The sequence below is a fragment of the Shewanella sp. Isolate13 genome, from assembly GCF_022398325.1.
Classification (GTDB): domain Bacteria; phylum Pseudomonadota; class Gammaproteobacteria; order Enterobacterales; family Shewanellaceae; genus Shewanella.
The window spans coordinates 61122-78022 of sequence record NZ_JAKEVD010000003.1; the positions used below are offsets into that span (position 1 = coordinate 61122).

Here is a 16901-nt window from a genome sequence, read left to right on the forward strand (position 1 = left end):
CATGTCTAGTAAACACGACATTCTTAACGCGCTAAAGAGCGCCGCAATTGCGCCTCAAGCCATGCCAGTTATCAAGGTTGAACCGCGCATTGATGATTTAGTCGGTCAGTTTGAAACCAGCCTCAATACCGTTGCAGGCACCTTGCACCGTGAAGGTGGCTTAACTAAATTACAGGCACAAGTTGATGAGCTTATTGCTCAGGGCATGCAGATAATCTCTATGGTTGAAGGTATTAAAGGCAACCGTGAGGTGACCGATACCGCCCACCTGCTAAGAGATATCGATTACGCAGTGATCCCTGGAGACTTAGGTGTCGCCGAAAATGGCGCTATCTGGGTCAACAACAAAAACCTTGGTCACCGCGTGACGCCGTTTATCTGTGAAAATCTATTCTTAGTATTAGATTCAAACACGATAGTGGCTAACATGCATCAAGCCGCAGGTAAGCTAACCTTAGACTCGGGTGAGTTCGGTACCTTTATCGCAGGTCCATCAAAGACTGCCGATATCGAGCAAGCATTAGTTGTTGGTGCCCACGGCGCGTGTAGCTTAAACGTGTATTTGGTTTAAACCTTCCAATAGCAGCTATACAAGATCAAAAAAGCCCTAATTCATATTAGGGCTTTTCACCTATTTCAGAACGCAATATACGCTCTGAATAAAATGAGACTTACCTTTTCTCGACATAGTATTCTAAATTAACCTTAAGCCCTTTTGCCTCAACCGCTTCGCCATCAATAAATTTGGGGGCATAACGCCATTGCTTTAATGCTATCAGTGATTCTGCTTCGAACTTGCTGCCACCGTTAGACTCTATCACCACAACATCTTTAACAAAGCCCATTTTATCTATGGTAAAGCTCATCTGCGTACTGCCACTTTTTCCTGATTTCAAATAAGAAATCGGGTAATCAGGGTGCTTACGAAACAATGGTGTAGGCTCTATATCTTCCTTCCATGGCTTCATATTGCCAATGGCAATACAGTGCTGGGTGGACTTGTCACTCTCACCTTCTAACTCATAAATCTGCACTAATTTAGCATGAGCAGCCAGCTCATAGGGATGATTGTAATCAAGCTTTTGAAATTGAGTGATGACACCTAAAAACAGCTCTTCGGCCTCATCATAATCTTTTTCTGCAAAGCGCACATTGCCCACCCTAAAGCTCGTGAGCACTCGCTTCATGGCATCTTCTGGCAGTAATTCACTGTAAGCTTCTTGTGCATCGAAAGCATAATTACGCACTTTACGGGTGTAATAACGAGAATTAACTAAACGTTCAAAATAAGCCATTTTGGTATCTGCTATTAACATCGGATTATCGGAATCTTCAGCAATATCGAGGGCATCATCCAAAAACTCGCGCGCATATTTTTTACTGCTGGCATCGCTTAGACCTAAAAGCGGGTCAATAAGCTCGACAGCTTCTTCACCATAATGCTTACTGTAGATTTGTAATGCCACTTGAGATAGCTCATACGCTTTTGGCTGTATTATTTTCGCTTTAACCTTTACCTCTTGCTCAAAGGTATTTTTAGGCATATTCGCAATTAATGCATTTGCTGCATTTAATGCCAACATCGCAGTATTAATATTATCGGCACCAAACTTTAACTTACCGAGTTCATAAGACTGTAAAGCATAAAGCTCTGCGTCAGATTGATTGTCGGCACTTACCGCGGTTTTATAGGCTGAATAGGCTTCGCTAAACTCTGAGGCAAAAGTAGATGAAGAAAAGCTAACCACTGTCATAAAGACAGCAGCTAGTACAATATTTCGATGATTATCACTAGGGGTGGGGAACATGAAAAGTCCTTATTTCATTGTATTTTTGATATGTGACTTATAAAAAGCGAAAGCACTAAACATACAATTTGATGTACTAAGTCAGCTATTTATTAGGTGTTACATCTACAGCCCAATTAACATATCAATACCCCCTCAACGATTCAACAGCACAGCCCCATTATTGGGAATACCTTTACCATTATTCCACGGTTATAAATTCTAGGTTTAACGCCATAAATACCCAGCATTAAGCCAGTAATTTGTTATGGGTACGCTTCATAATCCAACCCATCCAGATCACTAAAATTGTGCTGCAGGTCGCCAGTGAAATCCATACGCCCGGTACGCCAAACGCCCAAGCAAACACCCACAGAATTGCGCTAAATAGGATCAACTTAGCTCCTGTTAAAATAGAGGCCTCTTTGGAATAGTTAATCGCTTGGAAGAATGATGCCCCAACTAACAGCAGGCCTTCCATCGGCAAGCCCCAGAAATACCAGCGCATGCCTTCTGTGGCAATAGGTGTAAGCAAGGTATTATCCCCCGCAAATATATACACAAACAGCTCAGGCACTGCATAGATAAAGACTAAGCCAAGCCCCGCACAAACTAAGGTCACAGAGAAGGCCATTTTCAACGCCTGCTTAACCCTGTCGAATCGCTTGGCTCCAGCGTTAAAACTTAAGATCGGCTGTACGCCGAAGGCAATACCTTCAAATAAGAGATAGAAGAAGGCCTCTGTGTAACTCACGACACCATATGCAGCGACATGCAGCGGCGTACCCACGGTAAGAAACGCCACATTGTGCAGCGTTAGCACCACGGTTAGATACATATTCATTAGGAAGCTGGGGATACCGACGCGGATAATATTGACACAGTGATCCCATTTAAGTTTCATCTGCTCAAGGTTGATACCGATTTCGGTTTTACTGCCAAAGAAATGCTGTAAACACAGTGCCCCCGTGACGGCTTGGGAGATCATGGTCGCAATTGCCGCCCCCATCAATCCATAGGGAAAGACCACAATTAACAGCCAGTCGAGGACAGTATTGAGTACGCCACCTAAGATTAAAACAAAGGTCACAAATCCTGGGCGACCATCGTTCCTAAGTAGCGCGGTAAATGCCATCGATACAATCGGAAAGGTACCTAAAGCAAAATACCAAAATAGATAGTCATCGGCGCTATTGAGTACCTCCCCTTCAGCACCAAGCAGTATCAAGATATCTCTTGAGAAATAACAGCCAAATAGCGTGGTGATTAAACCAGAGAGCAAACACAGACTAAAGGTGTTGCCCAATATGCGCCGCGCAATATGCGTCTCACCTTGTCCCTGGTGAATTGACACTAGGGCCGCGCCGCCCATGCCTAAGGTAGCACCTATTGCATAGAGGATCGCCGCGATGGGATAGGCCAAGATCATACCCGCAAGGCCAACCTCACCCAAATAATGGCCGATAAACATGCCATCGATGGTGACGTAAATCCCCGTCACCAGCATTGATAGAATTGTCGGTATGCTATAACGCCAAAATAGCTTGCCTATTGGCTCTGTGATCATCGGCGAGTCGACTGCGACTCGATTGGTTTCAGCTGGCGGCATAGGGTGGGTCATGGTCATTCTCTAATTATTGTTATTATTTTCGCAGAGATACAGCTCTGTAGCTTACAGAGCGACTAAGATACTTAAAATACTCATGAGTTAACATGCAATTAAGTAAAATTGATCTTAAAAATGGATAGCTAGACCCCAAGTCGCGAAGATAGCGCTAGCAAAGCCGCCTCTACAGCTTGGATATCGATTTTTGACATCGAAAGCATCTCGATACGTGAGTCCATGGCATCATCGATCTCTACGATGGATAGCTCTGAGTCAACACGGTTAAAACCTGCAATCCCCTCTTCGGTGATCATTACGGCTTTTAGCCTCACAACATCTAACTCTTTGATTAAAGATACTAACTGTTCAAAGTCGAACTCATAGCTTGGCTCAAACACCCAACCACAACTATAAAAACCATCACCTTGATTGGTCTTTCGCTGCAACCCGCGTTCATCAAATTGAATGTATTGACTCGCAGCGGAGTCGGTATCTTGCTCTGAAAAGAGCGGGCTATAATTTAGATCAATCAGACGCGGCTGCTGAATACTTCTTGTACTCGCTGCCATTATTTTAGGCTCAACGCCAGAAACAGAGTCTGCTGCACTAGTCGCAAAAGTAGAGGTCACGCCTTTATGGGGAAGGTCTAACAAGGCAAAAATTGATGAACTGAGCTCGTCCGCTTGTTTAAGGCTCCATGGCTTGACAGTAATGACTTGCCTATCGGCGCCTTTAACTAATTCAAGGTAATCAGTTAATCGCGTCATGAGTGCTCCTTGGTAGCTATCGGCCTTACTCGCTAGTACCAGATCGGCAACGCGTAACTGCTGATTAAAGATCTCATGCTCAGTATAGCGACTATCATCGAGCTTTCTCGCATCCACTAAGGTGACACAGGCTTTCATCGCTAATACTTGTCGATAGTGAGGTTGAGTCAATACCTTAAGCACCTCTTCAGGATGACCTAAGCCCGTTGGCTCAATCAGTAATCTGTCAGGCTTAGCTTTGGCGATAAGCTGATTAATCGCCACTTGCATAGGTAAGCCTGCAGCGCAACACATGCAACCACCCGCGACTTCCTTGATCTGTACCTGCTGTTTGTTGCTATTGAGTAACCCAGCATCTATGCCTATCTCACCAAACTCATTGACCAAAACGGCCCATACCTCTGCCTCTGGCTTATGCTGCAATAGGGCTTTAATCAAAGAGGTTTTACCGACGCCTAAAAAGCCGGTAATCACATTGGTTGGGATAATGCTCTGGATCATAGTGCTAGCTCATTCTATCGAATAGCCAGTGATTCTAATCCCTAAGAGGCTTTGATGTCACCCCATAGCCTTAACTAGGGGTAGCGATAAGGGCTTAGGCCAGCTAATGATGCTACTTAATCAATATAATGCTTATCGATATAATCACACCACAGTTCTGAGTCTAACTTTGGATTTGCCTCGTCTCCTCGGATCCCTAGCTTAAACTCAACCACACTGCGCCACTCCATTGAGCCAAGATCGGGTCCATGCCCTTGACCATCACCTGTGGAGACTTGTTTTTCGACTTTCTTAAACCAGTCTAAATTACAGCCATTTGGGTTAGACTCTGGTGCCGATGCACTCTTAACTTCGGTTTGCTGCACTATCGATTGTTCTGAACTGGCTTGTTCATCATTAACGGCGCAGCCCAGTAGCAAACTTGCCACAGTTACAACCACGCCTAAGTTCACTAACTTACTCATCATTGCCTCCTCTTATCCCCGTTAAATAATCTGCTTCTATCTCGGTTAGAAAGCCACACTAAACTCGGTCCAAGCTTCTTCATTAATAGCGCGGGGATTATCCTTTATATTTTTTAGTTTAAAAGACTTACCTTACCCCATAAAAAAAGTGAACACACGATTAATCGATGTGTTCACTTTCTGAAGCTGAATTAACGAATATGGGGGCTATTTTTTAGCTTTGTCTTTCGAGCGACCATAGGTGCTCTTACCCGATGTTGCGCCACGGAAGCTGCTCTTTCCCACTGCATTTTTAGCGGTGCGGTTTTTATCCTGATACTTTCGTTTATTATGACTCTTCTCTTTAACAGGCTTAGCTACCACATCACGATAACGTGCGGGTAGAGGCGCGCCCTCTTCATAGCCTGACATGGTAATGCACGGTAAGCTCTGGCCGATTAACAGTTCAATCTCCTGCAACATGCTCTTGTCTTGCGGTGATACAAACGAGATTGCGTGGCCTGCAAGGCCTGCGCGTCCTGTGCGGCCAACACGATGTACATAGTCCTCGGCGGCAAATGGCAGCTCAAGGTTAATCACCAAAGGCAGTGCCTCGATATCTAGACCACGAGCAGCCACATCGGTCGCCACCATGACCCTTAATTTGCCAGACTTAAACTCTTCGAGTGCACGATTTCTTGCCCCTTGAGTCTTTTCACCATGAAAGACGGCATTTTTCACACCATCAAGTTTTAACTCGGTATGCAGATGCTCGGCACTCTCTCGCGTGCTAACAAATACTAATACTTGCTGCCAATTATTACGACCAATCAGTTCTGACAGCAACTCGGCCTTACGGCGAGTATCGACTAGATAAACTTCCTGAGTGATAAGGCTTGCCGTCGTCGATGTCGCGACATTGATCCATTCAGGCGCAATCAACATCTTCTCGGCTAGCTTTTTCACCTCTTCACTATAGGTCGCTGAGAAGAAAAGCGTTTGATGGCTAGCAGCGACCAACTTTTTAACCTTTTCGATATCGCGAACAAACCCCATATCCAGCATGCGGTCGGCTTCATCCACGACTAAATGAGTCACATTCGAAAGATCCAGACCGAATTGACCAATATGATCGAACAAGCGACCCGGGGTAGCGACCAGAATATCAACCCCTGCTTGCAATGCTTTACGCTGTGGATTCATGTTCGAGCCACCATAGACCGCCGTGGTCTTAAAGGGTAAGAACTGCGCGTAGGCGGTAATATTATCGGCAACTTGAATGGCAAGCTCGCGGGTTGGCGTCAACACCAATACCCTCAGCTTAGGTTGATACTCAAGTTCCGCCTCATCTGGTGCTGAGAAGTTATATACCTTAACTAACCTGTTTAGCAGCGGCAGGGCAAATGCGGCTGTTTTACCAGTACCGGTTTGCGCACATGCCATAATGTCTTTACCTTCCATGGCAACGGGTAAAACCTGCGATTGAACTTGGGTCAATTGCTGGTATCCGCGCGCAGAAACTGCATCTAATATTTTGGAATGTAAATCGAATGCATCAAAGTTCATGGTCGGCTCAATAGAGTTAATAAGAGTATAAGGAACAAAAGTGAGCGCGGAGTCTAGCAAAATACCGCGCCAGATAATAGCCAAGATCAAGCCGATTCTTTTGTACTAAGCTCTTTCTATATGAGGGGTCTCAAGGTAAGCCTGCTCAAACTTTTCAACCGGGACGGGTCTTGAAAATAGATAACCTTGGCCATAATCACAGCCCGCACCAGCTAATACCTTACGTTGGTAATCGGTCTCGACCCCTTCAGCTATCACCTTCATGCCCAATTTATGGGCCATGACGATAATCGCTTCACACAGGGTAAAATCATCACTATTACTGTCTAGGTTTCGAGTAAAAGACTGATCAATCTTTAGAAAATCAATCTCAAACTTCTTAAGGTAGGCCAATGAGGAGTAACCCGTACCGAAATCATCCAGCGAGATCTGTATGCCGGAGTCACGATATTGCTTCAACCTAGAAGAGATAGCACTATTGCCATCGAGCAATAAGCCCTCGGTGATCTCGATACAGATGTTGTTATTGGTTAAGTTCAGTGTCTTTAACAAAGATATCCAAGAATCAAAGCTCTCACCATCATCTCTAAACTGAACGGGAGACTTGTTAATGCTTATCTGTACTTCGACTCCGAAACGATCACGCCATAGCGCACTTTGCCGAGCCGCTTGCTGAAAAACCCAGTTACCGATTTCAATGATCAGCCCAGTTTCCTCTGCAACCGCAATAAACTCTATTGGCGAAACCAGACCACGTTTAGGGTGGCGCCAGCGGATCAATGCCTCAGCCTTAAGTCTCTGCTCCCCCTGCATACAGACGATAGGCTGGTAATAGAGTTCAAATTCTTGATTAGCAATGGCCTGACGTAAATCTTGAATCAATCGCATCCTATACTTAGCGTATCGCTGCATCGAGGGGGTGAAATAATGAAAGCGATTTCGGCCTTCATCTTTGGCGGCATACATCGCCTGATCGGCATGCTTTAATAGCCCTTCAATAGTCGAGGCATCATCGGGATAAAGCGTAATGCCTATGCTCCCACTAATATAGGCCGTTTCCTCGCCCAAGTTATAGGGCTCCGCAATACGAGTTAAGATATGCTTCGCCACCTTATCTACACCTTTGATATCGGTGATCCCCGATAAGACAATGGTAAACTCATCGCCTCCCAGCCTTGCGACTACATCCGTTTCCCGAATACAGCCTTTCAGACGTTTGGCGGTTTCTGTTAGCAACATATCGCCCATGTCATGACCAAGTGTGTCGTTCACCTCTTTAAAATAATCTAAGTCTAAAAACATCAGGGCAAAATGCAGCTCTCGAGTATCTGACTTCAAGATCTCCGCATTAAGGTAGTCAAGCAACATGCGTCTATTAGGTAAACCTGTTAACGGGTCGTAGTTCGCCTGCTTCCATATAATCTGCTCGGCTTGCTTCTTTTCGGTTATATCGGAAAACAGTGCCACACGCAGCTGACTCTGGGCTTCGGCATCGAATAACGTATTTAGCGTAAGCCAAACCACGAACTCCTCACCATTTTTGCGCCTTAGCCATACTTCCCCCCGCCAACGCCCTTCCTCTTCGAGAGCCAGATTCATCTGTTCATAGGCGCTGCGATTGTTACGGCTACACTGCAATATCCTAATATTTTGATGCTTAACTTCGGCTTCACTGTAGCCAGTAATATCTGAAAACGCCGCATTGATATTAATAATAAGCCCTTGCTCGTCCTGCACGCTCATGGCTTCACAGCTATTGTTATACACAGAGGCTGCCAGCTTTAATGACTCCTCAACCCGCTTTCTTTCGGTGATATCTGTATGGATACCGCACATCCTTATGGGGCACCCGCTTCGATCGCGGCTCATCACTTTGCCTGAATCTAAAATCCACAATGTTTCTGCGGCTTGATTGCGGATACGGTACTCTATTTTATGCTGTTCGCTTTCACCGTTTAGATGAGCCTCTATCGACTTAAGTACTGCAACTCTATCCTCGGGGTGAATCGCATTAATCCACAATTCAGGCGACCGATTGAGGGTTTCGACATCACAGCCCAATATGGCAGCGCTGTGCTCATTACGTTCAATAACATCACTACGAATATCCCAATCCCAAAACCCCAGCGCACTACTGCCAAGCACTAACCCCAATTGCTCCTGGCTCGCGGCTTTGTCTTTCTCAGCTTGCTTTTGAGAGGTACGATTCAACAATCCTGTAATGATTAACTCGACTTTTGAGTGCACTCTTTGACAGGCCACTGTCATGTGGGTGTACACCATCGACTCATCTTTTGCGATAAGAGCAACATCGAGCTCAAATTCATCGACCTCCCCCTCGATCATCTGAGCAAAGTGATGCTTATACAAATGGAAATCACCGGGAGATACCAACTCCTCCCATGAGAAACCCAACAGTTCCTCCTCGGTATACTTAAGCATCTGACACAAGTTAGGATTAACTTTAATCCAGCCATGATCGACATCGGTTATTGCGATGGCCATATTTCCGCTATGAAAATGCGACTTAAACAACAGGTGATCCTGTAACTTGAGTTTTTGCTCTCTTTCAATTTCGATGCGCCGAGATAATAGCAACCCCAATAAAACGGTCGTGATAGGAAAGATAAGCAACAGAGGAATAGTGACCTGTTTTAGTAGAGCGATGGCCATTTCAATAGGCATAGTCAGGCCCCAGAGTAATGCCACACTATTAGTCATGAAGCCAAAGGCCCATAACTCACTGATGCGAATATCCTCTATATCACCTTTACGATACTTTCCCCAAAGGTAACCAATGAGGCCTGATGTCACTATGGTACCTACGCCCGACCATGCGGCGATCCCACCTTCATTCAATCGGTATAGGCAACTTAGGACCACCGCGACTAGAGTGGGTATACCGCCAAAAAATAGGCCGCAAATACTTAGAATTATGGTTCTTGAATCTAAGAAAACCCCATCACTGTACTGCCAAGGCATTAACATAATGGAGATGGTGATAATGGCGACGAGAAAGCCGCTGCCGATACGCCATAAGATAGCTAATGAACGTTTTTGAGTCCGCGGAAAGGCGTCATAGACGAGTACTATGGCAAGTAATAAGGCGGCATTTTGTATGAGTGAGAGAATTAAGCCTTGTTCCATAAGAAGCTATTCATCCTTGATAAATTCTTTTAAAAGTTATTTTTATAGTGCATAACCTATTCTAGAAGGCGACCATTCAGCCTTGCTTGTGAGCGATTAAACCAATAACCCCTAGCAAACTTAAAAAGAATCTAATGTTTGCCAATATTGTCCCATATTGGACTCAACTGCTTTATAAGCCTCTTACAAAGATAAACACTAAATAGCTAAATTTCAAAGAACTTAGACGAAATATTATACTAATTAATCATCAGCTGAGGTAAAAATTATGGTAGAGCAGAGAACCACTAAGTGCGATAGAAGGTTCCTTTGTAGGGCCTAACCACATCGGGAGTCTGGAAATAAATGATAGAGGAGTGAGTCAATCTTTAGGTATAAGCCGCTTAAACAATCGAGCAATATTTCACCACAGGTGAGTTATGATGAAATATTGCCAAATATTGACTGTTAACCCGCTTGATGGGTCACTAAGGTCGGCTTAAGTAAGTTGTCATGAACAGGGCAACGATGACAGACAGTATCGATAAACGTCTGCTTTTGCTCTTCGTTTAACGGCTCATTATTAACTGCGGCATCCATCTCGACTGTGATATCGATATGTTTAAATCCAACCGGATCGTCGGTAGCCTTACCCAGCAGACCTAAGGTATTTAGCTGTGCCTTGATGGAGACATCAAAATGGTTAAGTGTGACTTTTTGCTCTCTGGCGACCATTCGAGCTATGGTAGAGATACAGCCAGCAAGAGAGAATATAAATGTCTCTAATGGATTTGCCCCCTCATTACCCGCTGTTGGTTGGTCGATGACTAACTGGTGCTCTCTTACCTGCGCGGTAACCTTCCAGCCTTCGCCCATATGTGTTTTAACTTCAACGCATTTTTCCGCCATCTCAAATCACTCCATTAGATTTATTTCAATGAGGTTATTCTAATGGTTATTCTGACAAAAACTCAAGCACAGTTCACGCTTTCTCCAATTTTTCAGTAAGTCGATATACAGGTCACTTACTGTGATAAACTGCCCCTAAACATCCTACACAGACAAAACTAAAGCTAATTCACTATGTCGCAAACTCAATCTCTGCAGTCAAATACCTCTGAATCTAAACCCGTTCAGTACAGCAAGACTTACCACTTCCCCGTTCAAATCTACTATGAAGATACCGATTTTTCGGGTGTGGTGTACCACCCTAATTTTCTAAAGTATTTTGAACGTGCCCGCGAGCATGTTATAGGAGCAAACGAGTTAGCTAAGTTATGGGATGAACATGATTTAGGGTTCGCCGTATACCGTAGTGATATGCTTTGCCACGATGGTGTGGAGTTTGCCGATATTATCGATATTAGAACCAAGTTCTACTTTGAGAGTAAATACCGTACGGTTTGGTTACAGGAGATCTGGCGCCCCAATGGCAAAAAGCCTGCCGTCACAGCCCAGATTGAGATGATCTGCATGAATAAGAAACGTCAGCTAAGTCCAATGCCTGCACAATTAATTGATCGCCTAGGTGAAGCCTTCTCTGAAGCTGTTATTTTTTAAACACAGCCCAAACGACAAAGGTAAGTCCGCAATTTAGCCTGCGACTTACCTGCTTATTTTGGAAGTGTTACGCCTCACTTATTTTTGACCAGCGGGACTCCAACTCTTTCGCCGTTAAAGGCTTCGAAAAAATATCACCTTGAACTTTATCGATGCCCATACCGAGCAGTAACTGTAATACATCTTCGGTTTCCACCCCTTCGACAGTCACCCTAAAGCCAAGGCCTTTGGCTAGGCGGATACTGGTATCCATAATATGACGAGCTCTTTCGTCAACTTCTAAATCATCCAAAAATGCCTTATCTATCTTCACTTCATCAACAGGTAAGTACTTAAGGTAAGCCAACGAGGAGTGGCCAGTACCAAAGTCATCGATAGCCACATCGATGCCAATTTGACGTAAACGTTTAATGGTGGCAACCGCCCCCTTAAGATCTTGCATCAGCTTGCTTTCGGTGATCTCTATCGAAATCACATCCGCGTTGAACTGGTACTGTTCTAGCCTTGCTTCTATGCCACTGATCAAAGAGACGTTACCCAGATCTTGAGTCGATAGGTTAACCGCTACCTGAAGCTTTATACCCCTTTGCAGCCATAGAGCCTGCTGAGCAAAAACCTCGTCCAAAACCCATTGGCTAACGATATCTATCATGCCGGAATATTCGGCTAATGGAATAAACTCCGCGGGAGAGATATTACCCAGTAATGGGTGCTGCCAGCGCATTAGCGCCTCTACTTGATGGCAGCCTCCTTTGGGAAGGCTTTGTTTGGGTTGATACACCATATAAAGCTCACCGTCACGTAGCGCCTTAGCAAGACTATTGATAATCGACACTTCTCTTAACTGCACAGCATCATCACCCAACAAGTATTCAGACAGTGCCACGTCGTGGGTCTTGGCTTTTTTTAGCGCTAAGTCGAGCCTACGTAGCATGGTACTAATATCACTATGAAACGGCTCTAACGCCAGGTGTCCCATCTGCACTCTTGTGGTGATGATACTCCCAAAAATGTCATAGGGAAGCTGTAATTTATCGATAAGCAACTTTAGTTGCGACTCCGTCATTGCACTGGTGAAATAGATAAGAAACTCATCTTCATTCATCCTGGCAATCAGCGAACTTTCGGGAGCAAGGCTTCTCACTCTGGCGGCTATCTGCTTAAGCAACTCATCACCAAAGTTAAAACCAAATAGGTCATTCACGTAGCGAAAACGATAAATGTCGAGTAGCACCAAACTCCCTTTATCTAACGGCATCATGGCTGCCATCTTACGCTTCATACTTAAACGATTATCAAGCTCGGTGAGTTTATCGCGTTCAGTTTGTCGACTCTGGGTATAGAGCCCTGTGATTAACTCATGTAAACCAGCCAATTTAGCGGCTAAAGAGGCCTGACTAGAGGAGAGTTTGATATCTTTAAGGGAGAGGTTGTCAAACAGCTTATTAACTTGATTACGCAGTCTATGGTGTTGCCACAGTACCCATACTAACAAAATGAGCAGTAATAAACACACAGCGGAAATCATCCTAAAACTGTCCATATATGAGTACTTTATCCGTTCTAAAAACTCAACTTATTCTGTTATAAACTATAGCGCCTAGCTGCATCAGCGCCACCACACACTATAGTTTACCTTTGCTCACTAGCACTATATTAGTGGGCTCACTTATTCGTAACTAGCCTTAATAGATTGATAGTTCTCTAAAAATTTCTCGCTGGTTAACTCTTCGGTCGATACAGGTAAGCCGCGCTCAATAAATACCGCCATTCTTTGCTCTAAATCTGCACCCGCTTTCAGCTCGCCCGTATAAAAAGCCGCAGCTCGAATGAAATCCAAGTATGTAACTCGCTCCGCACTATAAGTAAGATCGGCCCAGCGTTCGACCACTTCCATCACATCTGGCGAAAACTCCCAGCTGCTCAATACTGCACGGCCTAGCGGCCCCTGCAACTTTTTAACCAAACTACGCAATAACTCTATGCTATCGAATAATTCCGGCTGCGCCTCAGCCTCGGTCAACACTGGTAATGCCCCGATATTATGCACAAGGCCAGCAAGTGTCATGGTGTCATAATTAAGGTTACTTCCCGGGTGGGTCTCATTATATAGCTGTAACATGGCACATGCAGCCGAGGTGACATCGATTGAAGAGTTCCACACCTCATCCATCACCTGCCACACCATCTGATTGGTCGAGATGAAGAGTTGCTCCATCGCTATCGAGGTCGCAATCGACTTTATCTGCATCAAACCGATACGGTTAATTGCAGCGTTAAGGTTATCGGCTGGGATCCCGCGGCTGTATAGGGCACTATTAGCGATGCGGATCACCCGAGCTGAAATTGCCGCGTCTTGACCAATGATCATCGCCACATCTTTGAGGCTGGCATCGTCTCGGCCAACCACCTCCTGCACCCGCATCGCTACCTCTGGCAAGGTAGGTAAGACTAAGGCGTCTGATTTTAACTTTTTCAACAAACCAACTAATACTTGATGCTCTGTAGACATCCCGACTCCCTTACTATTCGTATTAATTTGCAGCGAATTGAGTATATCAGCAGAACGCTTTAAGCGTGTGTTCAAAATGTTATTAAAGGGCTAATACTTAACCAAGTGCCACGATTAGCGTCAAATCGCTTAAAAATTGATAACGAGATCACAAGACTTTATAATAAACGACTCAGATCGACCTGAATCCACTTATTATATACGGCTGACTTTCTTGCATTAGCACACCCGCATTCAGTAAAATGCGCGGCCGATTGTCGAGCCCTTATCCGTTAACAGAGAAGCTATTATGTTTAAACCAGAGCTATTATCCCCCGCCGGTACGTTAAAAAATATGCGTTACGCCTTTGCCTATGGCGCCGATGCAGTTTATGCCGGCCAGCCAAGATATAGTCTTCGCGTACGTAATAACGACTTTAAAATGGAGAATCTGGCTGCTGGTATTAAAGAAGCCCACAGCCTGAATAAAAAGCTCTATGTGGTCAGCAATATTGCACCGCACAACGCGAAACTGAAAACCTATATCAAAGATATGGAGCCTGTGGTTGCTATGCAGCCTGACGCGTTAATCATGTCAGACCCTGGTCTTATCATGATGGTACGTGAAGCGTTTCCCGATCAAGTGGTGCACTTGTCGGTTCAAGCAAACGCCATCAACTGGGCGTCGGTTAAGTTTTGGGAATCTCAAGGTATCAAACGCGTCATTCTTTCTCGCGAGCTATCTCTTGATGAAATCGAAGAAATACGTCAGCGCTGCCCAGATATCGAGCTAGAAGTATTTGTTCACGGGGCACTTTGTATGGCCTATTCTGGTCGCTGCTTATTATCTGGTTATATCAACAAGCGTGATCCTAACCAAGGTACTTGTACCAATGCTTGCCGCTGGAAGTACGATGTCCATGAAGCCAAGCAAACAGAGAGCGGCGATGTGGTTGCCGTTAACCCTGAAGTACAGATTGAGACACCAACATTAGGCGCGGGTCAACCTTCAGACCAAATCGTACTGCTTCAAGAAGCGGGACGTCCAGGCGAATATATGCCAGCGTTTGAAGATGAGCATGGTACTTACATCATGAACTCAAAAGACCTACGTGCGATTCAACACGTAGAGCGCTTAACCAAGATGGGCGTCGACTCACTTAAAATTGAAGGTCGTACTAAGTCTTTCTATTATGTTGCACGTACCGCGCAGCTTTATCGCCAAGCGATTGAAGATGCAGTCGCGGGTAAAGACTTTGACCGTACCTTGATGCATAACCTAGAAGGTCTAGCACACAGGGGCTACACCGAAGGCTTCCTACGTCGTCACGTACATGATGAATACCAAAATTACGATTACGGTTACTCAATCAGCGATACGCAACAGTTTGTGGGCGAGTTCACTGGCGTTCGTAATGAAGCAGGTTTTGCTGAAGTTGATGTGAAGAACAAGTTCCTTGTTGGCGACAGCGTTGAGGTGATGACACCTCAAGGTAACCTAACAATCAAAGTTGATAGCCTAATTAACCGCAAAGGTGAAAGTGTTGAGGCTGGTCTAGGTTCAGGACACTTTGTATTCCTAGACGTCCCTGCAGGTGTTGAGCTAGACAAAGCCGTGTTATTGCGTAACTTGCCACAAGGCCAAGATACCCGTAATCCACATCAGCCTACAGCTTAAGTGAGTTAAATTGTATTTTAGAGCGATTCAAACGTTCTAAAAACAAAGGTTACAAATTAACAAAGGCCTCTATTCTAGAGGCCTTTTTAGTTTAGGTTGAATCAGTTTAAGCTGGTTAACTATAAGCTTGTTAGAAAGTCACTCTCGCCCTTAACCCAAGCACCCAGGTATTTTTTTCTGTTGAGATAGCGGGGTTATCAATATATTGAATATTAGGGGTTAACTGCACAAACTCACCCAGACTCATGTTGTAATAAAGCTCTGAGGTAAATTGCTTGTCGTCAGTAACGCCATAGGCCTTGCCTAAGTTCTCATTAACCTCACTGAAGTTAATCGCAAAACCTAAGTTATTTTTCTCGCGACCTAAACCAAAGTAACCCACACCCAATGTTAACGATTTATCGTATAGCGCCACATCACCTTCAGAAAACCCTCCGCGAATAAAAGGCATCATTTGCGGCGTAATAAAGAAGCTGGCGGAGAAGTTAACCCCTTGACCACTTTCACTTGGCTGAGTGAGATTATGTTGAGTACCACCGTCCATATGCCACAAGGTAAGGTGGATATTGTCGGTATAGATATGCTCTTGAGATGCCGTCCAGCCAAACTCAAACGTGGTAAACAGCTTATGATCGTTAAACAAGGTCTCAAAGCCGTCACTTGGTTTATCTGAGCGCCCTTTCGCGTCGGCAGCCCCGGCAATAATATAAAAATTGTCATCAAGCATATGGCCAACAGCCAAACCTAAAACTCCGTCGTCGGGTAAACCTATTGCGCCCGCACCAGTGCTAAAAGCCAGATTGGTAAACCCTGTCCAAGGACTCGCTAACGCGTAAGTATCGACATAATCTGAGGTATCTAAGTAACCCGCCATTAACGCGGTTTTACCTTGATTAAATTGCTGCTTCCAATAAAGGTTGGTGAGTCGCCCACCTTGGTCGCTATATGCAGGCCCAATCATGCCGATGTACCCAAGCCCAGGCTCAATAAATGAATAGGCTTTAGGCGCGGTATCGCTATAAGCATGTCTATGCTCAACTTTCCACACTAATCCCCCCACATTGCCACTCTCTAATCCAGTCAGGTTCCAAGAACCATAAAATCGAGCCACTCCAGCAGCCGAGTTATCATCCCCACCTTCAGTAGGAGAACTTGCCGACAAGCCAAGCGCTTGATAATCCAATCCCAAAGTCAGGTTATGTTCACTTGCTAGGTTTTCACGCCAAGACTCTTTCTTACGCGTGTTATCTTTGATGGTGTTATCAACGGTATTAGGGCTACCAAAGCTAGTACTGGCATAACTAGTAAAGCTAAACAAACTACCACCAGCAAGACTTGCTCCGATTAAAACAGCTAAACGCATTGTATTCATAAAG

At 44.8% G+C, this 16901-nt stretch carries 13 protein-coding genes; 3 read left to right on the forward strand and 10 right to left on the reverse strand.

Annotation, left to right across the window (positions count from 1 at the left end; translation table 11 throughout):
* The first annotated feature begins 1 nt into the window (after window position 1).
* Window positions 2-571 carry an LUD domain-containing protein gene (locus L1D44_RS02675; protein WP_239888721.1) on the forward strand — a complete coding sequence of 190 codons (570 nt, stop codon included), beginning with the start codon at window positions 2-4 and terminating at the stop codon, window positions 569-571.
* Window positions 572-671: 100 nt separating this feature from the next.
* Here the strand turns inward: L1D44_RS02675 and L1D44_RS02680 are convergent, their stop codons facing one another.
* From L1D44_RS02680 to L1D44_RS02710, 7 genes are all read right to left on the reverse strand, one after another.
* A complete protein-coding gene (locus L1D44_RS02680; RefSeq protein WP_239888722.1) occupies window positions 672-1808 on the reverse strand; it encodes a TonB family protein in 1137 nt (378 codons plus the stop codon).
* Between the two features lie 229 nt (window positions 1809-2037).
* A complete protein-coding gene (locus L1D44_RS02685; RefSeq protein ID WP_239888723.1) occupies window positions 2038-3414 on the reverse strand; it encodes an MATE family efflux transporter in 1377 nt (458 codons plus the stop codon).
* Between the two features lie 122 nt (window positions 3415-3536).
* Window positions 3537-4661: a CobW family GTP-binding protein gene (locus L1D44_RS02690; protein WP_239888724.1), complete on the reverse strand. Its 1125-nt coding sequence runs from the start codon at window positions 4659-4661 to the stop codon at window positions 3537-3539.
* 116 nt (window positions 4662-4777) lie between these two features.
* Window positions 4778-5128, reverse strand: a complete 351-nt coding sequence (locus tag L1D44_RS02695; protein ID WP_239888725.1) for a hypothetical protein — start codon at window positions 5126-5128, stop codon at window positions 4778-4780.
* Between the two features lie 204 nt (window positions 5129-5332).
* Window positions 5333-6670 (reverse strand): DEAD/DEAH box helicase, encoded by a 1338-nt coding sequence (locus L1D44_RS02700; protein WP_239888726.1) that lies wholly within the window; start codon window positions 6668-6670, stop codon window positions 5333-5335.
* Between the two features lie 105 nt (window positions 6671-6775).
* Window positions 6776-9817: an EAL domain-containing protein gene (locus L1D44_RS02705; protein ID WP_239888727.1), complete on the reverse strand. Its 3042-nt coding sequence runs from the start codon at window positions 9815-9817 to the stop codon at window positions 6776-6778.
* A 447-nt stretch (window positions 9818-10264) separates the two neighbouring features.
* Window positions 10265-10705 carry an OsmC family protein gene (locus L1D44_RS02710; RefSeq protein ID WP_239888728.1) on the reverse strand — a complete coding sequence of 147 codons (441 nt, stop codon included), beginning with the start codon at window positions 10703-10705 and terminating at the stop codon, window positions 10265-10267.
* Between the two features lie 174 nt (window positions 10706-10879).
* On the opposite strand from L1D44_RS02710, the gene L1D44_RS02715 reads away from it, so the two are divergent.
* On the forward strand, window positions 10880-11356 hold the full coding sequence (locus L1D44_RS02715) for a thioesterase family protein (protein ID WP_239888729.1): 477 nt from the start codon (window positions 10880-10882) through the stop codon (window positions 11354-11356).
* A gap of 67 nt (window positions 11357-11423) precedes the next feature.
* Here L1D44_RS02715 and L1D44_RS02720 read toward each other — a convergent pair whose 3' ends face one another.
* On the reverse strand, window positions 11424-12899 hold the full coding sequence (locus tag L1D44_RS02720) for a bifunctional diguanylate cyclase/phosphodiesterase (protein ID WP_239888730.1): 1476 nt from the start codon (window positions 12897-12899) through the stop codon (window positions 11424-11426).
* A 126-nt stretch (window positions 12900-13025) separates the two neighbouring features.
* The gene (locus L1D44_RS02725) at window positions 13026-13868 is read right to left on the reverse strand and encodes an HDOD domain-containing protein (RefSeq protein ID WP_239888731.1); all 843 of its coding nucleotides are present in this window, start codon (window positions 13866-13868) and stop codon (window positions 13026-13028) included.
* Between the two features lie 289 nt (window positions 13869-14157).
* Between L1D44_RS02725 and yegQ the strand changes: the two genes are divergently transcribed.
* Window positions 14158-15525, forward strand: coding sequence for a tRNA 5-hydroxyuridine modification protein YegQ (yegQ, locus tag L1D44_RS02730; protein WP_239888732.1), 1368 nt, complete (start codon window positions 14158-14160; stop codon window positions 15523-15525).
* A gap of 130 nt (window positions 15526-15655) precedes the next feature.
* On the opposite strand, the gene L1D44_RS02735 is transcribed toward yegQ, so the two are convergent.
* Window positions 15656-16897: a carbohydrate porin gene (locus tag L1D44_RS02735; RefSeq protein ID WP_239888733.1), complete on the reverse strand. Its 1242-nt coding sequence runs from the start codon at window positions 16895-16897 to the stop codon at window positions 15656-15658.
* Between the last annotated feature and the right edge of the window lie 4 nt (window positions 16898-16901).

Bases quoted from the DNA above. Each gene is read 5' to 3' on its own strand.
- L1D44_RS02720 (WP_239888730.1), bottom strand. From the start codon at position 12,899: ATGGACAGTTTTAGGATGATTTCCGCTGTGTGTTTATTACTGCTCATT.
- L1D44_RS02675 (WP_239888721.1), top strand. From the start codon at position 2: ATGTCTAGTAAACACGACATTCTTAACGCGCTAAAGAGCGCCGCAATT.
- L1D44_RS02695 (WP_239888725.1), bottom strand. From the start codon at position 5,128: ATGATGAGTAAGTTAGTGAACTTAGGCGTGGTTGTAACTGTGGCAAGT.
- L1D44_RS02725 (WP_239888731.1), bottom strand. From the start codon at position 13,868: ATGTCTACAGAGCATCAAGTATTAGTTGGTTTGTTGAAAAAGTTAAAA.
- L1D44_RS02685 (WP_239888723.1), bottom strand. From the start codon at position 3,414: ATGACCATGACCCACCCTATGCCGCCAGCTGAAACCAATCGAGTCGCA.
- L1D44_RS02735 (WP_239888733.1), bottom strand. From the start codon at position 16,897: ATGAATACAATGCGTTTAGCTGTTTTAATCGGAGCAAGTCTTGCTGGT.
- L1D44_RS02700 (WP_239888726.1), bottom strand. From the start codon at position 6,670: ATGAACTTTGATGCATTCGATTTACATTCCAAAATATTAGATGCAGTT.
- L1D44_RS02680 (WP_239888722.1), bottom strand. From the start codon at position 1,808: ATGTTCCCCACCCCTAGTGATAATCATCGAAATATTGTACTAGCTGCT.
- L1D44_RS02710 (WP_239888728.1), bottom strand. From the start codon at position 10,705: ATGGCGGAAAAATGCGTTGAAGTTAAAACACATATGGGCGAAGGCTGG.
- L1D44_RS02690 (WP_239888724.1), bottom strand. From the start codon at position 4,661: ATGATCCAGAGCATTATCCCAACCAATGTGATTACCGGCTTTTTAGGC.
- yegQ (WP_239888732.1), top strand. From the start codon at position 14,158: ATGTTTAAACCAGAGCTATTATCCCCCGCCGGTACGTTAAAAAATATG.
- L1D44_RS02705 (WP_239888727.1), bottom strand. From the start codon at position 9,817: ATGGAACAAGGCTTAATTCTCTCACTCATACAAAATGCCGCCTTATTA.
- L1D44_RS02715 (WP_239888729.1), top strand. From the start codon at position 10,880: ATGTCGCAAACTCAATCTCTGCAGTCAAATACCTCTGAATCTAAACCC.